Genomic DNA, 16,465 nt, shown 5'->3' with positions numbered 1-16,465 from the left:
CTCATGATGTGCAGGAATAGCTGGCAGCTGCGTTTATGTCTCCTGTGCCGCTGTACTTCGGGTACTGGGGATACTGACAAACAGGCATGCTACGAGTTGTTGTTCCGCTCTTGAATGTGTAGGTCATCTGAGTTGGCGCCACGCCGTCTTCAACCCAGCCCATGATGGAACTAGCCCAATCCACTTCCTGCAGACTTGAGCCGGCGGAGTGACCTGCGCCAGGGACGATAAAGAAGCGCGTTGCGGTGCTCGGGTCGGCCAGGCCGTTGAATTTGGCAATGCCAGTCATCGTCGTCCAATTGCGGTAATGGTCGTTGGGAGACAGAAGTCCATCGCTGCCATCGTGCCAGGAGATGAGCTTTTTACCCGCCATGATGAAGGCTGCGATGGCCGCCTTGTCATGGTCGGCGCCGACTCGTGTCAGGCCGCTGCCGAGCATGTAGTAGTCCGATGCCAACTGGAACCCAGATTGTCGAGCGGGCGTCAGCCATGCCGGGTCGCCACTTGCCAGCAGCGCAAAACCGCCACCGAGTCCGCCCCAGCCCTGACCTAGACCTCTGGCCCACGAGTAGCCCGAAAGCACGGTGGTTCCGTTCTGAAGCGTCAGGTCCGTGATGAACGACTTCATCGTCGCGACCTGGGCGGCAGTGAGGCATATGGAGGGGTCGCTACTCGCTCCTGCAGCACCGCATTGAAGCACCGAGGGGTCGAATGTGCATGCCTTCGGATTGCCAATGAGTCCGTCTGTTACGCCATCGAGCGAGTCGCACGCGGACAGGGCTGCAGACCAAACCGCGTTGTTTTGTGCACCGCTGAGGGCAGCAGGCGTTCCAGAATAGGAGGCGGCTTGCAGCCATGCACTTGCCTGTCCAGCCATGTCCATCGTCTCGCAACCGGATACGACGCCATCGAACTCCTCGGGCCAGCGCTGCGCCGCGATGTATGCGTTTCGTCCACCGTTGGAACAGCCATTGAAGTAGCTGTGTTTTGGGGCTGAGCCGAAGAAAGCCCTTGCGACCGCCTTGCCGAAGTAAACCGTCGTTCCCAAAGCCTGGTACGCATAGTCCGTTGCCGACTGGCGCCCCTCTGGGGTTCCGTTCCCCCACACCGCAGGAGCTGCTTGCGCCGGCACGGATGCGCGATTGCCTCCGTTCGACGCCGCGTAAATCGCTCCCTTGAGCGCGACGGCAGGACTGAGTGACGTGAGCTTGCCGGTGGAGTCTGTCGCTAACGCAGAGGGGATGCTACCGTCGAAGCCGCCACCCCCCTGTTGCCAATAGCGCCCCGTCCAATTGTCCGGCACGTCAACTTCAATGTCGAGAAAAGGTGCACGCGTGCCAAGAACCTGGCAGAAGCCGGACGAGTTCACTGGCGCCGCCGCTTCGAAGCGCTTGGTCTTCGTGACGGTCACCCCTTCGATGACTTGTCCGGTCAGGGAAGTGCAGGTGGCCTTCAGCTGCTCCGCACTTGGTCCCGGAGCTGGTCCAGGCGCAGGCGCAGGAGCTGGTCCAGCCGCCGGAGCAGGAGCTGGGCCGGTCGCAGCGGCTGGTGCGGGCACCGCACCCAGCGTATTGCCGCCGCCGCCGCAGGCTTGCAACGTCAGGCCTGCGGCAATCACAAGTGCGCCCAGCAGCAAGGTACGGGGCAAGGGTTCGTCGCGCATGGTGTCTCCAGTGTTTGAGTTGATGCCAAGTCCCAGCTGTCGCTGGCTTCCCTCGGCCAAGGGTGGTCCAAGGAACCAACCGACCGGTCGGTCCGCGAACAGAGCGAGGCTACCCTAGTCCTTGGAACGCACGCAAGAACCAGCTCGTCGGGACAAACACCTATGATTCGGGCTTCTTACTGAGTGCCGAATTCGCTCAGGGCCTGCCCATCACTTTTATCTATGACCGTTGACGCCATCTCGTCCCGAACCAACGAACAGCGCGCCTTGATTTCAAGCAGGGCGGCTGAGTTGTTCGCTCGCAAGGGCTATGCGGCCACGTCCATGAACGAGATAGCCGAGGCCAGTCACCTCTCAAAGCCAGGGCTCTACTACCACTTCAAGGACAAGGCTGAGGTCTTGTTCCACATCGTTGACGGCCACGTGTCGCGCCTCGTAGACATCGTCACGGGCGTGGAGGCCCTGGGGTTGGCTCCTGAGCGGCGACTGCCCGAGCTCATTGAAGCGTTCATGCTTGAATACGCTGAGGCGCAGAACGAGCATCGGGTCCTCACCGAAGATGTGCGCTTTTTGGACGCCGACGCGCAGGCGTGCGTGCTCGACAAGGAGCGCACAGTGGTCAGGGTGTTCGCCGACGCTGTCGCTGCGGCCCGCCCAGAGCTAGACGGCACGCAGCTCCCAAAAGTGCTGACGATGTTCCTCTTTGGGATGCTGAATTGGATGTTCACCTGGTTTCAACCAAATGGACGCCTCAAACACGCCGATTTAGCGCCGATTGCGACCCAACTCTTTCTTCACGGCATTTCGGGGGTAGAGGTCCAGTGCCGGCCGTCCGCACCCGGCCGGAAGCTTTGAGACTCCCGGGCTCGAGACACCAAATTTGGTGTAAGTGGCGTGCGGTGAACGACTGCTGCGGAGTAGCAAGGCCCGATGACCGCAAGGCTCAAAAAGCTTGGCTGCCGACCTGAGAACATGTGGCGTCCCATCGCACGCCGGCGCACAAGTGTCGTGCTCGACCGACCGCTTATTGGACGACCAAGCTCATCCCGCTACAGCCGCTTAGGGCAAGGACCCGCCGCTTTCATGTCGCGGCTGATGACCGCTTAGGCGCGGTCAGGTGACGTTTCGCTAGCTTAGCTTTCAAGGACCGCCGTGGCCAGCATCGCCATTCCGAGGTGTGTCCAGGAAGCTGCCGTTCGGCTGGGCAATATTGCAGCCCCTCGGCAAGGCGGGCATACCCGCAGCGCTTCACCCGAGCTTCGCGCTGACGGTATGACCGATCGGCCGCAGCCTGATTCAGATCTCAGTCCTCGGCCATTGCCGAGCGCGCGAGCCACGACAGCAGCGTCGCTCATCTACCCTTCCCCGAGCGTGCGCAGGCGGCGGTCTCGAAGCAAGTCGGGAGCGCCTCTGCTTTGGGACCAGAGGACGCAACCCCATCGACCGTTGGGGTGGGCAAAGACGTGCGCCGCTTGGTCGGCTCAATCGTCATATTCATCGTCGGCCTCCGGCGTGGTGTCTCGGCCCCCACCAACTCATCGTCTACTTAGGACAGCAAAGCCGCATTGCCCGCGTTGTACGCGTGAGTCCAGTTGTCGAACTTGTCATCGCCCGGTTCGAGGTCCAGCCAAACTGCCGAATATTCTGTGCTTTCCGGATGATCCACAGAAGACTGCCCGGACTCGGGCGGTCCACGAACACACGGCCAGGGGGCGGTATTGGTCAGGCATGGCGAACAGCATAACCATGGCGGTGAAAAATGGAGGCGAGACCCACCAACCGTCTCATCGGGTGAATCGCCGCAGCCCCCAGGAGCTGCAGCGATCCCCCGCATCATACCGGCTTCAGTGCGATCGATGGTCGACACCTCGTCCCTGCGGAAGGAGGAGCGAAGAAATCCGCTGGATACGGCGCACCGTGTCGCGAGAGACGAGGTACGCCTGAATCTCCTTTTCGCTCATGACGCGCCGGTTGGCGGATACGCTCATCGTCTTGGGGCTGCGACCTGCGTTTCCAAAGGAAGATTCAAATCTTGAAGACATGATCAACTCCTTTCTCTGGTGTGCCATGGGTGTGAGGCGAAAAATCAATCTTCGATCGCGCGTTCGGCTTCGACACCACGCTCAATGACGTTGCACAACATTTCATCAAGTACCGGGACATTGCCGTCGATCAGCCGCGCTCTGGCAGCCAGGACTACAGCCTTGTGCACAGCCGGTGGCAACGTGCGTCCGGCTAGATAGCCTGCGACCAACGCTTCAGCTGCTTCGGTCGACAGAGCCATGGTTACCTCCTTCTCACGCAAGCGCGAGAGATTGCTGGTTCATTCAGCGTGGGCCACAAGCCCGGAGGACTGGGCTGTGGCCTTGCTTCGCTCGCGACGCAAAGATCGGTCGCGTCTACCCGGCGCCGAGACCACGCTTGATGGCATCACGTGCGCGTTGTGCGGCCCGCGGCAACCAGAAGTCAACGCCTCGGGCCCGGTGGTTTTCTGGGTAGTGAAATCGCAAAAGCTCGTCGCGACCTTTTTCCGTCACCGCAAGGACCCTCGCAGCGCCCTCAGCGGGCTCGTCCACCAATGCCAGCACCAAGCCGGCCTGACGAAGGATCCGGATGGCATCAATATCCTTCGCAGCGTTGAACGACTTGGGGAGTGGCGTGGCTGCGATCTGCCTCAAGAATTCAACTGACATGACATCTCCTTTCAAACGTCAGCGCGCGAGAGAATATCGCTTGATCTGCTGCGTTTCAAGTCGGCGCAAACCGACAGGTTCTTGTCGGTTGCTGGACTCATCCGTTCACCTGGATGCGCCTCGGCTGCGCATGCTCGGCCTTGGGGATTCGCAAGGTCAGCACGCCTTGCACGAGCTTGGCCGTCACCTTGGAAGGGTCCAGTTCCTTGCTCAGCTTGAACGTTCGGCGAAAGCGCCCCAGCGCCACCTCGGTATGGGTGGATTGAAGGCCCTCGGGCAACGGGATATCGAGCTCGGCTTCAAGGGTGAGCGTGTCGGATTCGGTTTGGATCTGCAATTTTTCCTTCGACACGCCTGGCAGGTCGGCATAGAGCGTGATGCCTGAGCTGTCTTCCACCACGTCGACGGGCGGCGTGAGCGCCGCGGGGCTGTACGAAGAGGTGTCCTTTGTCGTCGAGCTCAAGGCGCCGGGGGTGCGGGTTTCAAGGTCGTTCATGATGGTGGCTCCTTTCACTGAATGTCGATGCGTCGCGGCTGGCTCGACGCCCGGCGTTGGATGGTGACGTGCAGGACGCCGTCTCGGTAGGTGGCGCTGAGCGCGTCCGGGTCGGCGTCGTCCGAGAGGGCAATCACCCGGCGAAATGGGCCGTCGAAGCGCTCGCTGATATGGACAGTAGCGCTTCCCTCTTTGCTTCCGTCGTTCGGGCGCAAGGGCTCACGATTGCCGGCAATGGTCAGGATGCCTCGGTCGAGGGTGACCTCCAGCGCATCCGGGTCCAGGCCTGGAGCGAAAGCGTAGATCTCCAAAGTCTGGGGCGTTCCCCCGACGTTCAGGGCGGGGAAGCCGCGGCCGAGCCCGCGAATGCTGGGCGACGGATCCAGGGCCTGCTGCATGTCGCGCTGCAGGCGATCCATCTCGGCGAACAGGTCGCGCGGGAAAAGCGATCGATACATGGCGAGTACCTCCATTCGGTTGAACAGAGCGCCGGAGGCGTCCACAGCGCTTCCGATCAGCGAAACAGGAGCTGCCTACGGTCTTTCAAGAGCCCGGCATGCGGATTCTTACGGCATTCGCGTGCCCTCGCGGAATGGCGCCTCGCCGGGGCGCCGTCAGCTCGAGGCTTGATCGAGTTCGGGCCCCTGGTCTTCCCGGTCGCCCAGGTCATAGACTCGGTCCCGGGGGGCATAGATCACCGAGCTCAGCAGGCCGGTCAGTACCAGGCCGGCCAACATGCGGGCGACTTCCGGGTCGTCGTAGTCGCACAGGGGCACCAGCTGGCCCGAGTCCAGCGACAGCTTTCCCGTGAGTCCGACATAGACGCGCGCCAGGACCACGGGCTCAGCCTCGTGCCGAGCCGTAAACTCGAACTCCTCAAGCGTAGGCCGGCCCTCCACAGTCACGGCCCCCCACCGAACGACGTAGGGTGTATCCAGGCACTGGCCGGTAAACTTGTCCGCAGCGGGGGAGATTGATTGGACATGGCCGCGACACAGCGGTGCAACGTTGACACCGCCAAGGTGTCTGAGAAACCTGTTCGTCACCGCGTCTAGTTCGGCGAACGCTTTCATGACGGGTTCAGTCTTGAGCTCGAGATCGGTGTTCATACAAAAATCTCCGAACAAGGGTTAAAGCCGGCGCTCGGCTATGCACCGTAGGAAATGCAGAGGTCGAAAAAGGCCTCAAGTTCCGTGGACTTGTCGATAACGCCATCCGCTCCGAGGCTTCGCGGTTCGAGATCAATCCGCTAGTGTGCGCTGCATCCGCCTCCTGGAGCTCGATCAAAATCTGGGATTCGACTCGCCGAATGCCGGCAGCGCCCGCACCAGCGGGCCGGTGATCGCGCCGGGGATGGCACCGACACGGACGATGGTGTGCTCGTTCATGCGGCGAAAGGCGACGAACTGCGCCCCCCCTGCAGCGAGGCCAGTGCGCGCCGGACGAAAGGCAGGAGCTCCCGCCCGACATCCGTCATCCGCATGTCGCCCGCATGCCGATGGAACAGCGTGCATTCGAGCAATCGCTCGAGATCTGCAATGAGTTGCGTCCCTGCCGGCTGCGCGAGTCCGATCGCCGCGGCCGCCCGGCTTGCGCTTCCGAGCTCGGCGTCCGCTGCAAAAGCCTCAGTGGGGGGATTTTGGGTGGCCGCCGGGGCGGTAGTCCCTCGGTCCTCGTGAACGTTGTCATGTCGAACGAGGCCCAGGCCGACTGGATCGCCGGCTTGTTCCAATACATGCGCTCGACGGGTCTTAAACGAGTGCATGCCAGCGAGCAAGCCCAGGATGGGTGGGCCGAGACAGTCAAGGGTGCGGTGCGCTCATCGGTGCTCGCCGATTCCAAGAGCTGGTATGTCGGTGCCAACCTGCCAGGCAAAGCAAAGGGCATCCTTGCCTATGCCGGTGGCATTGCGAACTACCTTCGAATACTTGACGAGTGCGCGGCTGACCGCAATGCGGGCCTTGTATCAAGACCAATGTCGCCCGCCTTATCGGTCCTCGCGCGTGTGCCACAACCGCAGCACATAGATGGTTGACTCCTGGATCTCGTAGCGGACTTCATAGCGGCCCACCAGAATCCGCCGCACCTCGCGCGGTTCGAACTCTTCCAGGCGTTCACCCATGCGCGGGTTGAGCACCAACTTGTTCGGCGCCGCTGTGAGCTGCTGAATCGCGCGTGCGGCGGCCGGCTTGTTCACGAAGGCCAGGAACTCATGGAGCCTGACCAGGTCGGAAAGCGCCTTGGTCGTCCACTGGACTTTCATCGGCGAGCGATGGGCACCGGCAGCACCGCGTCGGTGGCCAGGCTGTCCGCCCAAGCCTGGACCGCCTGGTGATCAATCACTCGGCCAGCATCCACGTCCACCAGGGCTTCTTGCGTCAGACGGCTGCGCTCCTGTTCCTGGTCGATCCAGGCGGTCAGCGCCTGCTTGACGATCCATCCCTTCGAACGTTCCAGGCGAAGGGCCCATTGGTCGACTTTCTCTGCCAGTTGCAGCGGGACATGCGCAGTGAGTACGCGAGTTTCGGTGGTTTGTGCCATGGTCAACGGTCCTGGGGATCAGCGGGGCAATGTCGATTGAAATCCAATCTAACTGATTCAATTTCAATCGTCAAGCGTCAGCCGCCAAGCCTCAAGCCGGTCCTCTCCGAATTGTCTGGAACTCGGCTTTACCTCCCCCCGCACCGCCTTCATCCTCTCGTTGCGCCGCGCGACACATCGCTTTTGTTCCCACCCCTGCATGCCCCAGATTGTTCTGCACCAGCTGGATAGGCACCGGGTTCCGCCGTTCCCTGCCCTGCAGCGCATGCAAGCCATGGGCATGGCGAAACCACTGCGTGCTGGCCTTTTTCAGTCGCGAGCCGTCCTCCCCTTCGAGGTTGTCGGCCGCCTGCGCAAGAAATGCCTTGATCGCCTGGTAAAGCCCTGAGGCCGACCAGGCGGCAGGTCGAACTCGCGCGCCGTCAAAGCGGGCCAATATTGGGACGTCTCTATTGCTCGCCGCGCTAACCCTGCGCTCGAGCCCGTGACGGGCCAACTCCTCTCCCAGTTCTTCGACGAGTTCATGTGGGACCGGCACTTGCCGGGTTCGCCCGCCCTTCCCCACCACCGACAGCATCCAGTCAGTCGTGATCGATCCGTCGGCCTTCCGGTACTCGACCTCCTCGAGGTCTTCGCACTTCACACGGGTGATTTCGGCCAGGCGCAGCCCGGTCGCGTACAGCCAGCGCATGCCGCGGCGAAGTCGACGGCGAGGCTCCGTGTCGACATGATGTTCCAGCAACGTGTCGATGTGGTCCCATTGGGCCAGGGTCAAGGTCCGGCCAGACCCCAGAGGCCGCTGCGGCAGGTTCGGCAAAGCAACCCCCGCGAACGGGTTCCCCGTCACGTAGCCCTGGCTCATCCAGAAGGCAAACAGGCTTTTGAGGATGCCGAGCGAATGCCGAATGGCCGCCGGTGAAAGCGGTCCTTCAAATGGTCGCCATTGCGGCGACCACCGCTGGCGGTGCCGGGGCCCGCACCAGGCCGATGGCGGATGGCCAAGAAATTTCTCAAACGCCGCCACGTCCTCCACCCCCAACGATGACACCGCTTTATTCCTCTCCAGCACCGCCCACAACAGGAGTCGCTCCGCCTCCTTGCGATAGGCGCGCTGCGTCGCTGACAGCTCGCCATCCCCGGTCCCCTTTCCCTTGGACGCCAACCAGGCACTGATGGCCGCGTAATCGTTGCGAGCCACAAGGAGACATTTTTTCGCGGGGGCACGGAACTGCCCGGCGGAGCCATCGAGTTCCGCCGGCACCAGGAATTTCTCGAACGGCCGGAGCGCCGTCGCCGCCGGCATCACCTGGGTCAGGGAATCCAGGGTCAACGCAGAACGCCGCTGCGCCGCGTGCGCGCCGACCCGCAGACCCAGCACCGCCTCGTGGGCGTGAAGCCATTCGACGATGCGGGCGGCCTTGAGCTCGCCGACGCCTGGGACTTGAACCCACCAGCGCGCCCCGGTGCCATTGATGCGTTCCACCAGATCGAACAAGGTCAACAAGCCGGCCCGCTCGAGGCGCACAGCGACCAGCGGATTCAGCCATGCGCCCACGCGGTCGCCCGGCCGAGGATCCTGCGCGACCAGTCCCTGGAGCCAGCGCAGCGCTTCCAGCTGCCGCTCGATGACACGGCCCCGGCGGGTGGCGGACAAGGCGCCCTGCCCTCCCCCGGCTTCGCTTGCGCCCCCGCCTTTCCTGGCACGAGGCGGGTAGGCCTCTTCGTAGGCCTCGAGCTGCTCGGCTTCGGAGAAGTCCTCCATGCCCTGCGCGAGCGCGAACTCGGCCAACGTCGGCTGCTTGGGCGCCGCCGTGAAGCGTTGCGGATCCAGCAGGATCAGCCGGGCGGTGCCCGGCTTGTTTTCCCGCTTGGCGGCGGCCGCAAATTCGTCCCGGATCCAGGCGATGGTCCGGCGCACGGTCCGCAGGTCCGAATGCTCGCTTTCAGACCGCAGGTACCGGTCCCAGCTCGCACGCTCATCGAGCCCCTGGGCCAGGGCCCGCATGAAGGCGAAGTGGCCGCTGTGGAGCTTTCGGGGCGTGGGAGACTTTTTCAACGGGCGCGCCTTCAGGTGAGCGTCGGTCGCCGGGGTGCCCACACTTTCCACCAAGGCGGCGGTGGCGCCGCGGGTTCCGGCGGCCGGTGCGCCCGCTGGCGGCGCAGTTCGACCTCGAGTGCATGGGCGACCCCGTAGGCTTCCTTATGTCCTCTGAGGGCCTGGGCGCGCCACGACGCGGCCAGGCGCTTGAGTTCTTCGTCCTCGAAGTGCCCGAGTTCCGGGGTGGCAAAAGTTCTCTCGGTCATCAGGACTGCCGATTAAAAGCTGGACATTGGATGGAGCGCCGGGCGATGCGGCCGCCCTTCTCCGGGAAACCGAGGCGCGACAGGCACCTGGAGATCATCATGATAAATCTAATTATCATCAATGCGATTTTTCGATGTTCCCAACAGGGTTTCGGGAGGAGATCTTTCCAACTTGTTGATTTTGTTGGAGTTTTCCCGACTTCGGATAAGACGGGCGCGTGTTCGAACCGCGCTGAGGCTGCTCTACTCCGCTCCAACTTGCAGGAGAACAATATCGAGCCCCTCAAAGGCTGCCCTACAACCTGGAGCAATCCAGGTTGTATTCGTCGATGCAGATCGTCGTATCGCCTGTACGCGCACCAAATGAAAAACCACCCGAAGGTGGTTCCCTCCCCAAAGCAAGAACCAACTCAATGGCACCACGAAGGGATTCGTGTGTTCTAGCGCACCGCTTTTCAGTTGCTCAGCACCTCATTTCCTTGAAATGATAAAGCTTGATTGATAGCCAGCACTCACATCCAAAAGGGTTAGCTTGGGCTTTTTGGCATGGGCCAAAGCCCGCTCCCAGGTTGCCAAGGGGCTGAGAGGGCGTTCGTTCGATAGAGTCCATGGCTCCGCCCAACGCAGGCTCCTTAGCCCCCTACCCTAGCCAAGGATTCCATCGATAGCGCCTGCCAGCTTCTTGAGCGCAGACTCGGACATTGGCTTTGCAAACGTGACTCTCACCCTGCCCTTGCCATCGAATTCGAGCTTGGCAGCGGTCTTCCCAGCACTGTCCGTCCATTCACGCCCCACCGGACCATGCTTTGGCGCGTCGGTAGTGAGAAGGCGTAGAACCTCCGCAGCGGCCGGCCGCTTAGGCAGCGCCGCAATTTCTCGCGCGCGTTGCAGGACCTTTTCAGGATCCTTCTGCACGGCGTCCCTGAGCACATTGGCCCAACGGAATTGCAGGTCAAGTGGAGAAGCGAAGGCGCGGACAACATCCTCTGGCAGCTTGGCCATCACGATCGCCCTCGAGACCTGGGAGAGATCTACCCCCAATCTCGCAGCTAGCTGCCGAAGCGATGGGAAGAGACCAGAATCCAGCGCGCGCTGATAGTGCATGCCCTGCTCCCATGCAGACAAATCGGCCCTGCCGCGGTTCTCGCGTTCCATCTCGATGAAAAGCGTTTGGTCGTCCAACTCGTCCACAACCAGCGCCAAAACGGGCAGCCCAAGGTCCAGACACGCGCGATGTCGACGGTGACCGAAGACGATCTGCAGCCGGCCCTCACCCGTACGGCGAACCTTGATCGGTTGCACGTTCCCGCCGGCGCTCGAGATTTCTTCCTTCAAGGTGGCGAACGCGGGTGAGAGATACGAGGCGTCATTGCGATTGGCGAACGGGCTCGGTTCGATCTGCTTCGCGTCGATGTGGCGTGCGACTACTGCGTCATCGAATTCCGCCAGACGCCCGCGAGCTTCTTCCAGATCCTTGTGCGCATCGGACTGTTCGCGCATGAAATTGAGCATCGCGCTCGGTGCCGTGGTGGAGGACTTTTGAACGGGGGCTGGTTGCGTGAGAGGCGCAACGGCGGGCGCCTGGGTCGGCGCAGCCACCGGACCGCCCTCGAACTTTGGCACTTGCAGTGCTCTGCTCAGAAAGTCTTTTCTAGACATTTGTTGCTCCTAGGCTTGGTGTTGGTTCATCCAACACCAGAAATTTTGAGGTGTTGGACAAACCAACACACGGAAGACTTTCAAGGTGTTGGTTCATCCAACACTCAGCAGTTCAGGGGTGTTGGTTCATCCAACACTCACCCTAGCTGTCGCCTCCAGGCGTGCATCAGTTGACGCTCAATATGCTCCACGAACTGGTCGTACGCTTCGCGGGCTCGCTTGTACGTACGGTCTTTGCTCTCGTCAGGATCCGAATCGTAGACGGTCCCGAACTCTGCCGACTTCATCGACGTTGTCGCGGTACGCGGAATTTCGAGCGGCAGAACCTTCTCCTGATAGGTGTTGCTGATCCACTGCCGAACAACGTCCGTGGTGACCGACTTGGAAACACGCGACAGCAGGACATCGATGAAATCAAACGTCTTGGTCGAGCCGCGTTCCTTCAAAAGATCTGTAGTCAGGCTGCTGAACAAGTCCCAGAATTGTGCCGAGCTGGCGAAATCAAGCGTTTCAGGCGGCAACGGAATGATGATGCCGTTTGCTGCGAACAGCGAATTGATGGTCACGTACGAAAGGGCCGGGGGACTGTCAATGACGATCACGTCATAGTCGGCGCGGACATCGTCGATGCCCAGATCGAGCACACTCCAGAACTCGAACTTCGGGTTCTTGCTCTGTTTCGAAGGGAGCATGAACTCTGCTGCGAAGAGCGAAGTGGAAGAGGGGACCAAGTCCAGGCCATCCCAATAGGTCTTTCGAATGAGTGGGCCTACGCCGCTCTGGGTTCCATCGACCAGCGCCATCACAGTCTCGTGGTCCTGCACTTCTACATCCGGCAAGATCCCGAACAGCGTCGTGAGGGAAGCCTGCGGGTCGGTATCAATCACCAAGACCTTGTGTCCCAGCATTGACAGGCCCTGGGCCAGGGTCATGGCCGTTGTGGTCTTTGTGGTGCCCCCCTTGAAGTTGGCGACGGTGATGGTCACCGCTTCTGCACCAGCAGGTCGCAGATAGTCTCGACGAAACTCGCGCACCCAGGCACGCGCCTCGGCCAATCCGAAATGACGCTTGCGACCGGACTGGCTCAAGGTGCCGGAGGGGAGATCAGAACGGACCGTCATCTGGTGGTTGACCCACCCTCGACCACCTGTCTGTCCGCACAGAATCGCCAAATCCTCAGCGCTGAAGGTGGGCTCCTCCTTCGCCGTCCGCGGGGCCAGCATCGTTGATCGAATATTGGACATCATTCCCGTGGCCATCTCGGCTTGCTTGACGATGTCGTCCAGGCTTACGACAGGAGGTAGTGAGAACTGTGCAGCGAGTTCCATATGGTTCAACTTTCAAATTCCGCGCGTGTTTGCGCAAGTCGATCGGATCGTACAACATCCGTCGAACTAAACGAAATTCGTCTGCGTTTTCGTTGAAGTTGACCAATCGAACTCCGCGAAGCGATGGAGTTTCTGAACCCTCTAAATCCCTCTAATTCCTTTGGCGCGGATTTTCTCAATGACGACAACAACTTAGCGCAAAAGGCGGAGCCGCAATGTGCCGTCCCGGAGCCCCATTGGTCATCTGCGGCGTGGATCTGGGCTTGTTCGGAGCCTCATTGGGTGACCATATCCACTCCGGTTTCAAGGGGGTGTCGTTCCTCTCTTGAGGCCGCAGAGAAGCCTTTCGCAGAGAATGAAAACTTCGGTGGCCGGACCGTCACATCGCCATGGCATGGCGCCATATGTGAGCTGATTTGGTCATGCTCATGTCCTTCACGTGAGCCTTTTTGGTCATTTCCGGCACGACCTCGAACTGTGATTGGCATTTCACATGAAGCGACTTCGTGTAGAGTTATTGCCATGACATTTGCCCGCCCACAGCAGCCTTCGATCGTGCGCAAGCCGGTCGAGACGCTGTCGCTCGTGCCCACGTCTGGCAAGGTCACCGTTCTGGGACGCAAGACGTGGAACGTACTGCTTCACCTGGCTCAGGATCAAGCCGTCGAGGGCCAGGATACCTACAGAGCGACGCTGGCAGACGTGGTTGCGGGCATTGACTTCAATTCCCGCAACTTGTCGATCATCAAGGGACACCTGCGCGCCCTCATGGCTACGACGGTGGAGTGGCAATCCCCGACAGCAGGAGAGGGTGAACGGTGGGACGGCTGCAGCATGCTTGCGCACGCGTCACTCGAGACTGTGCGGGGCCAGACTTGGGTGGAGTGGAGCTATGCGCCCAACGTCCGTGGTGAGTTGCTCAACCCGAATATCTTTGCGCGGCTCAACTTGAGCGTGATCTCAGAACTTCGGACGATCGCGGCAGTCGCCCTCTACGAGTCGTGCGCCAGGTACAAGGCGGTGGGGCAGACCGGGCGCAAGCCATGGCGCTGGTGGGCGCCCGTTCTGCTGGGGCGGCCGGACGACGATCTGCAAAAGCTGGACTATCGGTTCTTCAAGCGCGACACGCTCCGTCCTGCCATCGCTGAGATCAACGCGGTCTCGGACATCGAAGTTGACCTGCTTGAACACAAGCAAGGGCGTTTCGTGAATGAGCTGCAGTTCACCGTCAAAGAGAAGCGACGCCACACAGCGCGCGATCTGGCTTCTACCAGGCCGGTCAATCTTGCCTTGGTTGGGCGCGCAGCTGCAATCGACATCGATCAAGCCAAGTTCGAGCGCCTTTTGGATGAATACGGAGAGGATTTGGTCACCCACGCCTTGGAAGCAGTGGAGCGCCGAATGCAGTCGGCCTTTCCGGAGCCGTTGCGAGACCCGCATCGCTTTTTGAAGACGGTCCTCGCCAATACAGGTGTTAGCCAGGGCGAACTCAAGCCAGCCACTCGCCAGGAGAAAGCCATCGCATCCGAGTCCGCCCCCCCTCCGCCGCCGCTGCGCGCGGTCGAGGCGCAGGACGAACGTGAGCGTCGCAACTGGATCGAAGTTCGTCGTCGCACCGTTGCGGCTCAATTGGAGCACCTCAGCGAGCAGGCCCAGGCGGATCTCCAGGACGCATTCGCGCAGGAGCTGATCCGCACAGACACGCACCCAAGCATCCTGAAGAGGCTGAAGCAAAGTGGCTGGCGTCATCAAATCGTCCGCCACCTGATGGTCGACTTCTATGCGGCTCAGACACTCGGGGCGGACTGGGATCAGCCTACTGCTGATCAGTTGCTCGTGGCGGACTAGGTTGACGCCGCAAGGGCACGCTTTGCTTCCACACCGCGAGACGTGAGCCTGGCTCCTGCGTCGACGGGGTTGATAGGAGGGGCAGGGCGTTACCACAGCGTTTCGCGTCGAGCCCCCTGTCGACGGTGCGGTTCTTCGGATTCGTCCGAGCGGCCTAAGCGAAGCTGCAGCGCGACCCGTCGCACGGACCGTACGCTTGCTGCCCGGAAGCCGCATACCAGTCGCCAGAATCCGAACATGAGCTGATGGAGCCGGTTGTACATGAGAAACATGATGGTTAGAATCGGCTCATGGGTCTCGCGTCACAGTTCTTTCAACGATTTCCGCCCCGCAGACGGCTGCTGGACGAGGCCGGGAAGGGCGGCTCGGGTGGGGTGGCGATGGATGTCGAAACCATCGCCAGCATGCTGGACAGCGTCCGCGTGGCGACGAGCTTGATCATGGACGAAGCAGTGCGAGGCGCCCAGGGCCCGAAGGACCGTAGGGCGAGCTCCGTCGTTCTGGCGCAGGTGCGGCTTGCGATCAACAAGGTGGAGCAGGAGTCGCTTCAGGAGTTGGCCGATACCTACGAGCCGCGCCGGCGTTCGGTCAGTCGGACCGACCTCGAGATGCGCGCCCTCGAGGCCATCATGAAAGGGACGGACTGGCTCTCGGCGGCCGAGATCGGTCGCGAGCTCGATCCCGAGGCCGCCAATCCCCATGCGGCTGCGAGCCGCTGGTTGCAAGGCCGACAGGTGTTCGCCATCGACCATCGCGGCAAGAAGATGTTTCCTGCCTACGTCTTCACCGAATCCTGGAAGCCCGTCCCCGAGGTCAAGAAGGTGCTCGCAGTGCTGGAGGGCTATTCGCCGCTCCGACTGGCCTCCTGGTTCGAGTCGACCAATCCCGCCCTCAAGGGCCGACGACCGCGCGAGGTGCTTGCGCGCGACCCGATGGCCGTGGTCAAGGCGGCCGAGCAGCATCGCATGGGTGCGGTGCATGGCTAGTCGCGCCGCGCTACCCGTACCTCCACCCGCGCATCCCTTTCGCCCCCTGCCGCACAAGGCACGGGTCTGGTACCGCGTCCACCCTTTCGACGCGGCGACCGGCAAGTACGCGCCGGCCGCCTTCAACGATTCGGGCAAGGGCTGGGCGCGCTTCAGCCCCTTGATCGATCCCGCGACCGGCGCTCCCATCGCGACCCTCTACGCCGCGAGCAACGTGAATGCCGCGATCGCGGAGGTTGTGCTGCACAACGTGCCCACTCCCTCCACCGGTTACCTGCACGACCTCGAGCGAGACTACGCGAACCACCTGTTCCTGAGTCGCGTGCGCACACCGCCGTTGAGCTTGGTCAATCTGACGGCCACCGGACTCAAGGCGGTGGGCCTTACCGTCAGCGACCTTTTTGATGGCGATGAGAGCGACTACGCGCGCACGCAAGGGTGGGCCCAGTGGATCTGGGAGAACATGCCCGATGTGCAAGGGCTGCACTGGATGTCCAAGCGCGACAACCGCGCCGAGGTCGTCGTGCTTTTCGGTGATCGGATCACCGGCGGCATCGTTGATGATGGCGATTCAAAGCCGCTCCAAGCCTACGAGCAGGAGATCATCGACCTACTTGACGAAATGGGTGCGGGAGTGGCGCTCAAATAGGGCCTGTCACGTTCATGTGCTCTTGCCAAACCAGCAGGCACCACGTTGCGTCCGGTAGGTCAAAAATGAAGACTTTCGACCAGAGCAGCGGGAGCGTGAGCGTGTCCCGTTTCATGCAACAGTCGGTTCGCGCACGCAGTTGAACCGCCCCGGATTTTGAGGAGGCTCCTTCGATTGAGAATGGAGCCAAGATGAGAAAGTCACCGAAGTTTTCCCCTGAGGTCATGGAGCGCGCGGTGCGCATGGTCTTTGACGCCAAGGACCAGTACAAGGACCAGTACCCGTCGCAGTGGGCGGC

The 16,465-nt window shown here is 61.5% G+C and carries 19 protein-coding genes; 5 read left to right on the top strand and 14 right to left on the bottom strand.

Translation table 11 applies throughout. The features are described 5' to 3' along the window. Position 1: 1 nt before the first annotated feature. Complete coding sequence (locus AC1DF3_RS32320) at positions 2 to 1,663, bottom strand: tannase/feruloyl esterase family alpha/beta hydrolase (RefSeq protein WP_478142144.1); 1,662 nt, start codon at positions 1,661 to 1,663, stop codon at positions 2 to 4. Between the two features lie 222 nt (positions 1,664 to 1,885). On the opposite strand from AC1DF3_RS32320, the gene AC1DF3_RS32315 reads away from it, so the two are divergent. After that, the gene (locus AC1DF3_RS32315) at positions 1,886 to 2,518 is read left to right on the top strand and encodes a TetR/AcrR family transcriptional regulator (protein ID WP_478142143.1); all 633 of its coding nucleotides are present in this window, start codon (positions 1,886 to 1,888) and stop codon (positions 2,516 to 2,518) included. Positions 2,519 to 3,507: 989 nt separating this feature from the next. Here AC1DF3_RS32315 and AC1DF3_RS32310 read toward each other — a convergent pair. The 7 genes from AC1DF3_RS32310 to AC1DF3_RS32280 form a co-directional block, all read right to left on the bottom strand. Continuing rightward, entirely contained in the window at positions 3,508 to 3,705 is a 198-nt protein-coding gene (locus AC1DF3_RS32310) for a hypothetical protein (protein ID WP_478142142.1), read from the bottom strand. A gap of 44 nt (positions 3,706 to 3,749) precedes the next feature. Next, positions 3,750 to 3,947 carry a hypothetical protein gene (locus AC1DF3_RS32305; RefSeq protein ID WP_478142141.1) on the bottom strand — a complete coding sequence of 66 codons (198 nt, stop codon included), beginning with the start codon at positions 3,945 to 3,947 and terminating at the stop codon, positions 3,750 to 3,752. Between the two features lie 115 nt (positions 3,948 to 4,062). After that, positions 4,063 to 4,356 (bottom strand): hypothetical protein, encoded by a 294-nt coding sequence (locus AC1DF3_RS32300; RefSeq protein ID WP_478142140.1) that lies wholly within the window; start codon positions 4,354 to 4,356, stop codon positions 4,063 to 4,065. 97 nt (positions 4,357 to 4,453) lie between these two features. Continuing rightward, complete coding sequence (locus tag AC1DF3_RS32295) at positions 4,454 to 4,852, bottom strand: Hsp20/alpha crystallin family protein (RefSeq protein WP_478142139.1); 399 nt, start codon at positions 4,850 to 4,852, stop codon at positions 4,454 to 4,456. 14 nt (positions 4,853 to 4,866) lie between these two features. Next, complete coding sequence (locus AC1DF3_RS32290) at positions 4,867 to 5,310, bottom strand: Hsp20/alpha crystallin family protein (protein WP_478142138.1); 444 nt, start codon at positions 5,308 to 5,310, stop codon at positions 4,867 to 4,869. Between the two features lie 156 nt (positions 5,311 to 5,466). Next, entirely contained in the window at positions 5,467 to 5,961 is a 495-nt protein-coding gene (locus tag AC1DF3_RS32285) for a hypothetical protein (protein ID WP_478142137.1), read from the bottom strand. A 275-nt stretch (positions 5,962 to 6,236) separates the two neighbouring features. Beyond that, on the bottom strand, positions 6,237 to 6,425 hold the full coding sequence (locus tag AC1DF3_RS32280; protein WP_478142170.1) for a LysR family transcriptional regulator: 189 nt from the start codon (positions 6,423 to 6,425) through the stop codon (positions 6,237 to 6,239). Between AC1DF3_RS32280 and AC1DF3_RS32275 the strand changes: the two genes are divergently transcribed. Next, complete coding sequence (locus tag AC1DF3_RS32275; protein ID WP_478142171.1) at positions 6,345 to 6,887, top strand: hypothetical protein; 543 nt, start codon at positions 6,345 to 6,347, stop codon at positions 6,885 to 6,887. The genes AC1DF3_RS32280 and AC1DF3_RS32275 overlap by 81 nt on opposite strands. Here AC1DF3_RS32275 and AC1DF3_RS32270 read toward each other — a convergent pair. The 6 genes from AC1DF3_RS32270 to AC1DF3_RS32245 all read right to left on the bottom strand — a co-directional run bounded on the left by AC1DF3_RS32270 (position 6,840) and on the right by AC1DF3_RS32245 (position 12,684). Then, complete coding sequence (locus AC1DF3_RS32270) at positions 6,840 to 7,115, bottom strand: type II toxin-antitoxin system RelE/ParE family toxin (protein WP_478142136.1); 276 nt, start codon at positions 7,113 to 7,115, stop codon at positions 6,840 to 6,842. The genes AC1DF3_RS32275 and AC1DF3_RS32270 overlap by 48 nt on opposite strands. Next, entirely contained in the window at positions 7,112 to 7,393 is a 282-nt protein-coding gene (locus AC1DF3_RS32265; protein ID WP_478142135.1) for a CopG family ribbon-helix-helix protein, read from the bottom strand. Before AC1DF3_RS32265 ends, AC1DF3_RS32270 begins: the two co-directional genes overlap by 4 nt. Before the next feature lie 91 nt (positions 7,394 to 7,484). Then, complete coding sequence (locus AC1DF3_RS32260) at positions 7,485 to 9,449, bottom strand: phage integrase family protein (RefSeq protein ID WP_478142134.1); 1,965 nt, start codon at positions 9,447 to 9,449, stop codon at positions 7,485 to 7,487. Positions 9,450 to 9,460: 11 nt separating this feature from the next. Continuing rightward, positions 9,461 to 9,697, bottom strand: a complete 237-nt coding sequence (locus tag AC1DF3_RS32255) for a hypothetical protein (RefSeq protein WP_478142133.1) — start codon at positions 9,695 to 9,697, stop codon at positions 9,461 to 9,463. A gap of 645 nt (positions 9,698 to 10,342) precedes the next feature. Then, a complete protein-coding gene (locus tag AC1DF3_RS32250; RefSeq protein WP_478142132.1) occupies positions 10,343 to 11,356 on the bottom strand; it encodes a ParB/RepB/Spo0J family partition protein in 1,014 nt (337 codons plus the stop codon). A 137-nt stretch (positions 11,357 to 11,493) separates the two neighbouring features. Continuing rightward, positions 11,494 to 12,684 carry a ParA family protein gene (locus AC1DF3_RS32245; protein WP_478142131.1) on the bottom strand — a complete coding sequence of 397 codons (1,191 nt, stop codon included), beginning with the start codon at positions 12,682 to 12,684 and terminating at the stop codon, positions 11,494 to 11,496. A 522-nt stretch (positions 12,685 to 13,206) separates the two neighbouring features. Between AC1DF3_RS32245 and AC1DF3_RS32240 the strand changes: the two genes are divergently transcribed. The 3 genes from AC1DF3_RS32240 (at position 13,207) to AC1DF3_RS32230 (ending at position 16,167) form a co-directional block, all read left to right on the top strand. After that, entirely contained in the window at positions 13,207 to 14,532 is a 1,326-nt protein-coding gene (locus tag AC1DF3_RS32240) for a RepB family plasmid replication initiator protein (RefSeq protein WP_478142130.1), read from the top strand. Between the two features lie 290 nt (positions 14,533 to 14,822). Further along, entirely contained in the window at positions 14,823 to 15,518 is a 696-nt protein-coding gene (locus tag AC1DF3_RS32235; RefSeq protein ID WP_478142129.1) for a hypothetical protein, read from the top strand. Beyond that, positions 15,511 to 16,167, top strand: coding sequence for an RES family NAD+ phosphorylase (locus tag AC1DF3_RS32230; RefSeq protein WP_478142128.1), 657 nt, complete (start codon positions 15,511 to 15,513; stop codon positions 16,165 to 16,167). Before AC1DF3_RS32235 ends, AC1DF3_RS32230 begins: the two co-directional genes overlap by 8 nt. The last annotated feature ends 298 nt before the right edge of the window (positions 16,168 to 16,465 follow it).

Source organism: Variovorax sp. 10N432, assembly GCF_056394465.1.
Note: the sequence above shows the minus strand (reverse complement) of the source record. Positions and strands in the feature narration are given on the sequence as shown.

What these genes read in the sequence shown, in the direction of transcription:
- AC1DF3_RS32320 (WP_478142144.1), bottom strand. Translation starts at nt 1,663, where the DNA reads ATGCGCGACGAACCCTTGCCCCGTACCTTGCTGCTGGGCGCACTTGTG.
- AC1DF3_RS32315 (WP_478142143.1), top strand. Translation starts at nt 1,886, where the DNA reads ATGACCGTTGACGCCATCTCGTCCCGAACCAACGAACAGCGCGCCTTG.
- AC1DF3_RS32310 (WP_478142142.1), bottom strand. Translation starts at nt 3,705, where the DNA reads ATGTCTTCAAGATTTGAATCTTCCTTTGGAAACGCAGGTCGCAGCCCC.
- AC1DF3_RS32305 (WP_478142141.1), bottom strand. Translation starts at nt 3,947, where the DNA reads ATGGCTCTGTCGACCGAAGCAGCTGAAGCGTTGGTCGCAGGCTATCTA.
- AC1DF3_RS32300 (WP_478142140.1), bottom strand. Translation starts at nt 4,356, where the DNA reads ATGTCAGTTGAATTCTTGAGGCAGATCGCAGCCACGCCACTCCCCAAG.
- AC1DF3_RS32295 (WP_478142139.1), bottom strand. Translation starts at nt 4,852, where the DNA reads ATGAACGACCTTGAAACCCGCACCCCCGGCGCCTTGAGCTCGACGACA.
- AC1DF3_RS32290 (WP_478142138.1), bottom strand. Translation starts at nt 5,310, where the DNA reads ATGTATCGATCGCTTTTCCCGCGCGACCTGTTCGCCGAGATGGATCGC.
- AC1DF3_RS32285 (WP_478142137.1), bottom strand. Translation starts at nt 5,961, where the DNA reads ATGAACACCGATCTCGAGCTCAAGACTGAACCCGTCATGAAAGCGTTC.
- AC1DF3_RS32275 (WP_478142171.1), top strand. Translation starts at nt 6,345, where the DNA reads ATGCCGATGGAACAGCGTGCATTCGAGCAATCGCTCGAGATCTGCAAT.
- AC1DF3_RS32270 (WP_478142136.1), bottom strand. Translation starts at nt 7,115, where the DNA reads ATGAAAGTCCAGTGGACGACCAAGGCGCTTTCCGACCTGGTCAGGCTC.
- AC1DF3_RS32265 (WP_478142135.1), bottom strand. Translation starts at nt 7,393, where the DNA reads ATGGCACAAACCACCGAAACTCGCGTACTCACTGCGCATGTCCCGCTG.
- AC1DF3_RS32255 (WP_478142133.1), bottom strand. Translation starts at nt 9,697, where the DNA reads ATGACCGAGAGAACTTTTGCCACCCCGGAACTCGGGCACTTCGAGGAC.
- AC1DF3_RS32250 (WP_478142132.1), bottom strand. Translation starts at nt 11,356, where the DNA reads ATGTCTAGAAAAGACTTTCTGAGCAGAGCACTGCAAGTGCCAAAGTTC.
- AC1DF3_RS32245 (WP_478142131.1), bottom strand. Translation starts at nt 12,684, where the DNA reads ATGGAACTCGCTGCACAGTTCTCACTACCTCCTGTCGTAAGCCTGGAC.
- AC1DF3_RS32240 (WP_478142130.1), top strand. Translation starts at nt 13,207, where the DNA reads ATGACATTTGCCCGCCCACAGCAGCCTTCGATCGTGCGCAAGCCGGTC.
- AC1DF3_RS32235 (WP_478142129.1), top strand. Translation starts at nt 14,823, where the DNA reads ATGGGTCTCGCGTCACAGTTCTTTCAACGATTTCCGCCCCGCAGACGG.
- AC1DF3_RS32230 (WP_478142128.1), top strand. Translation starts at nt 15,511, where the DNA reads ATGGCTAGTCGCGCCGCGCTACCCGTACCTCCACCCGCGCATCCCTTT.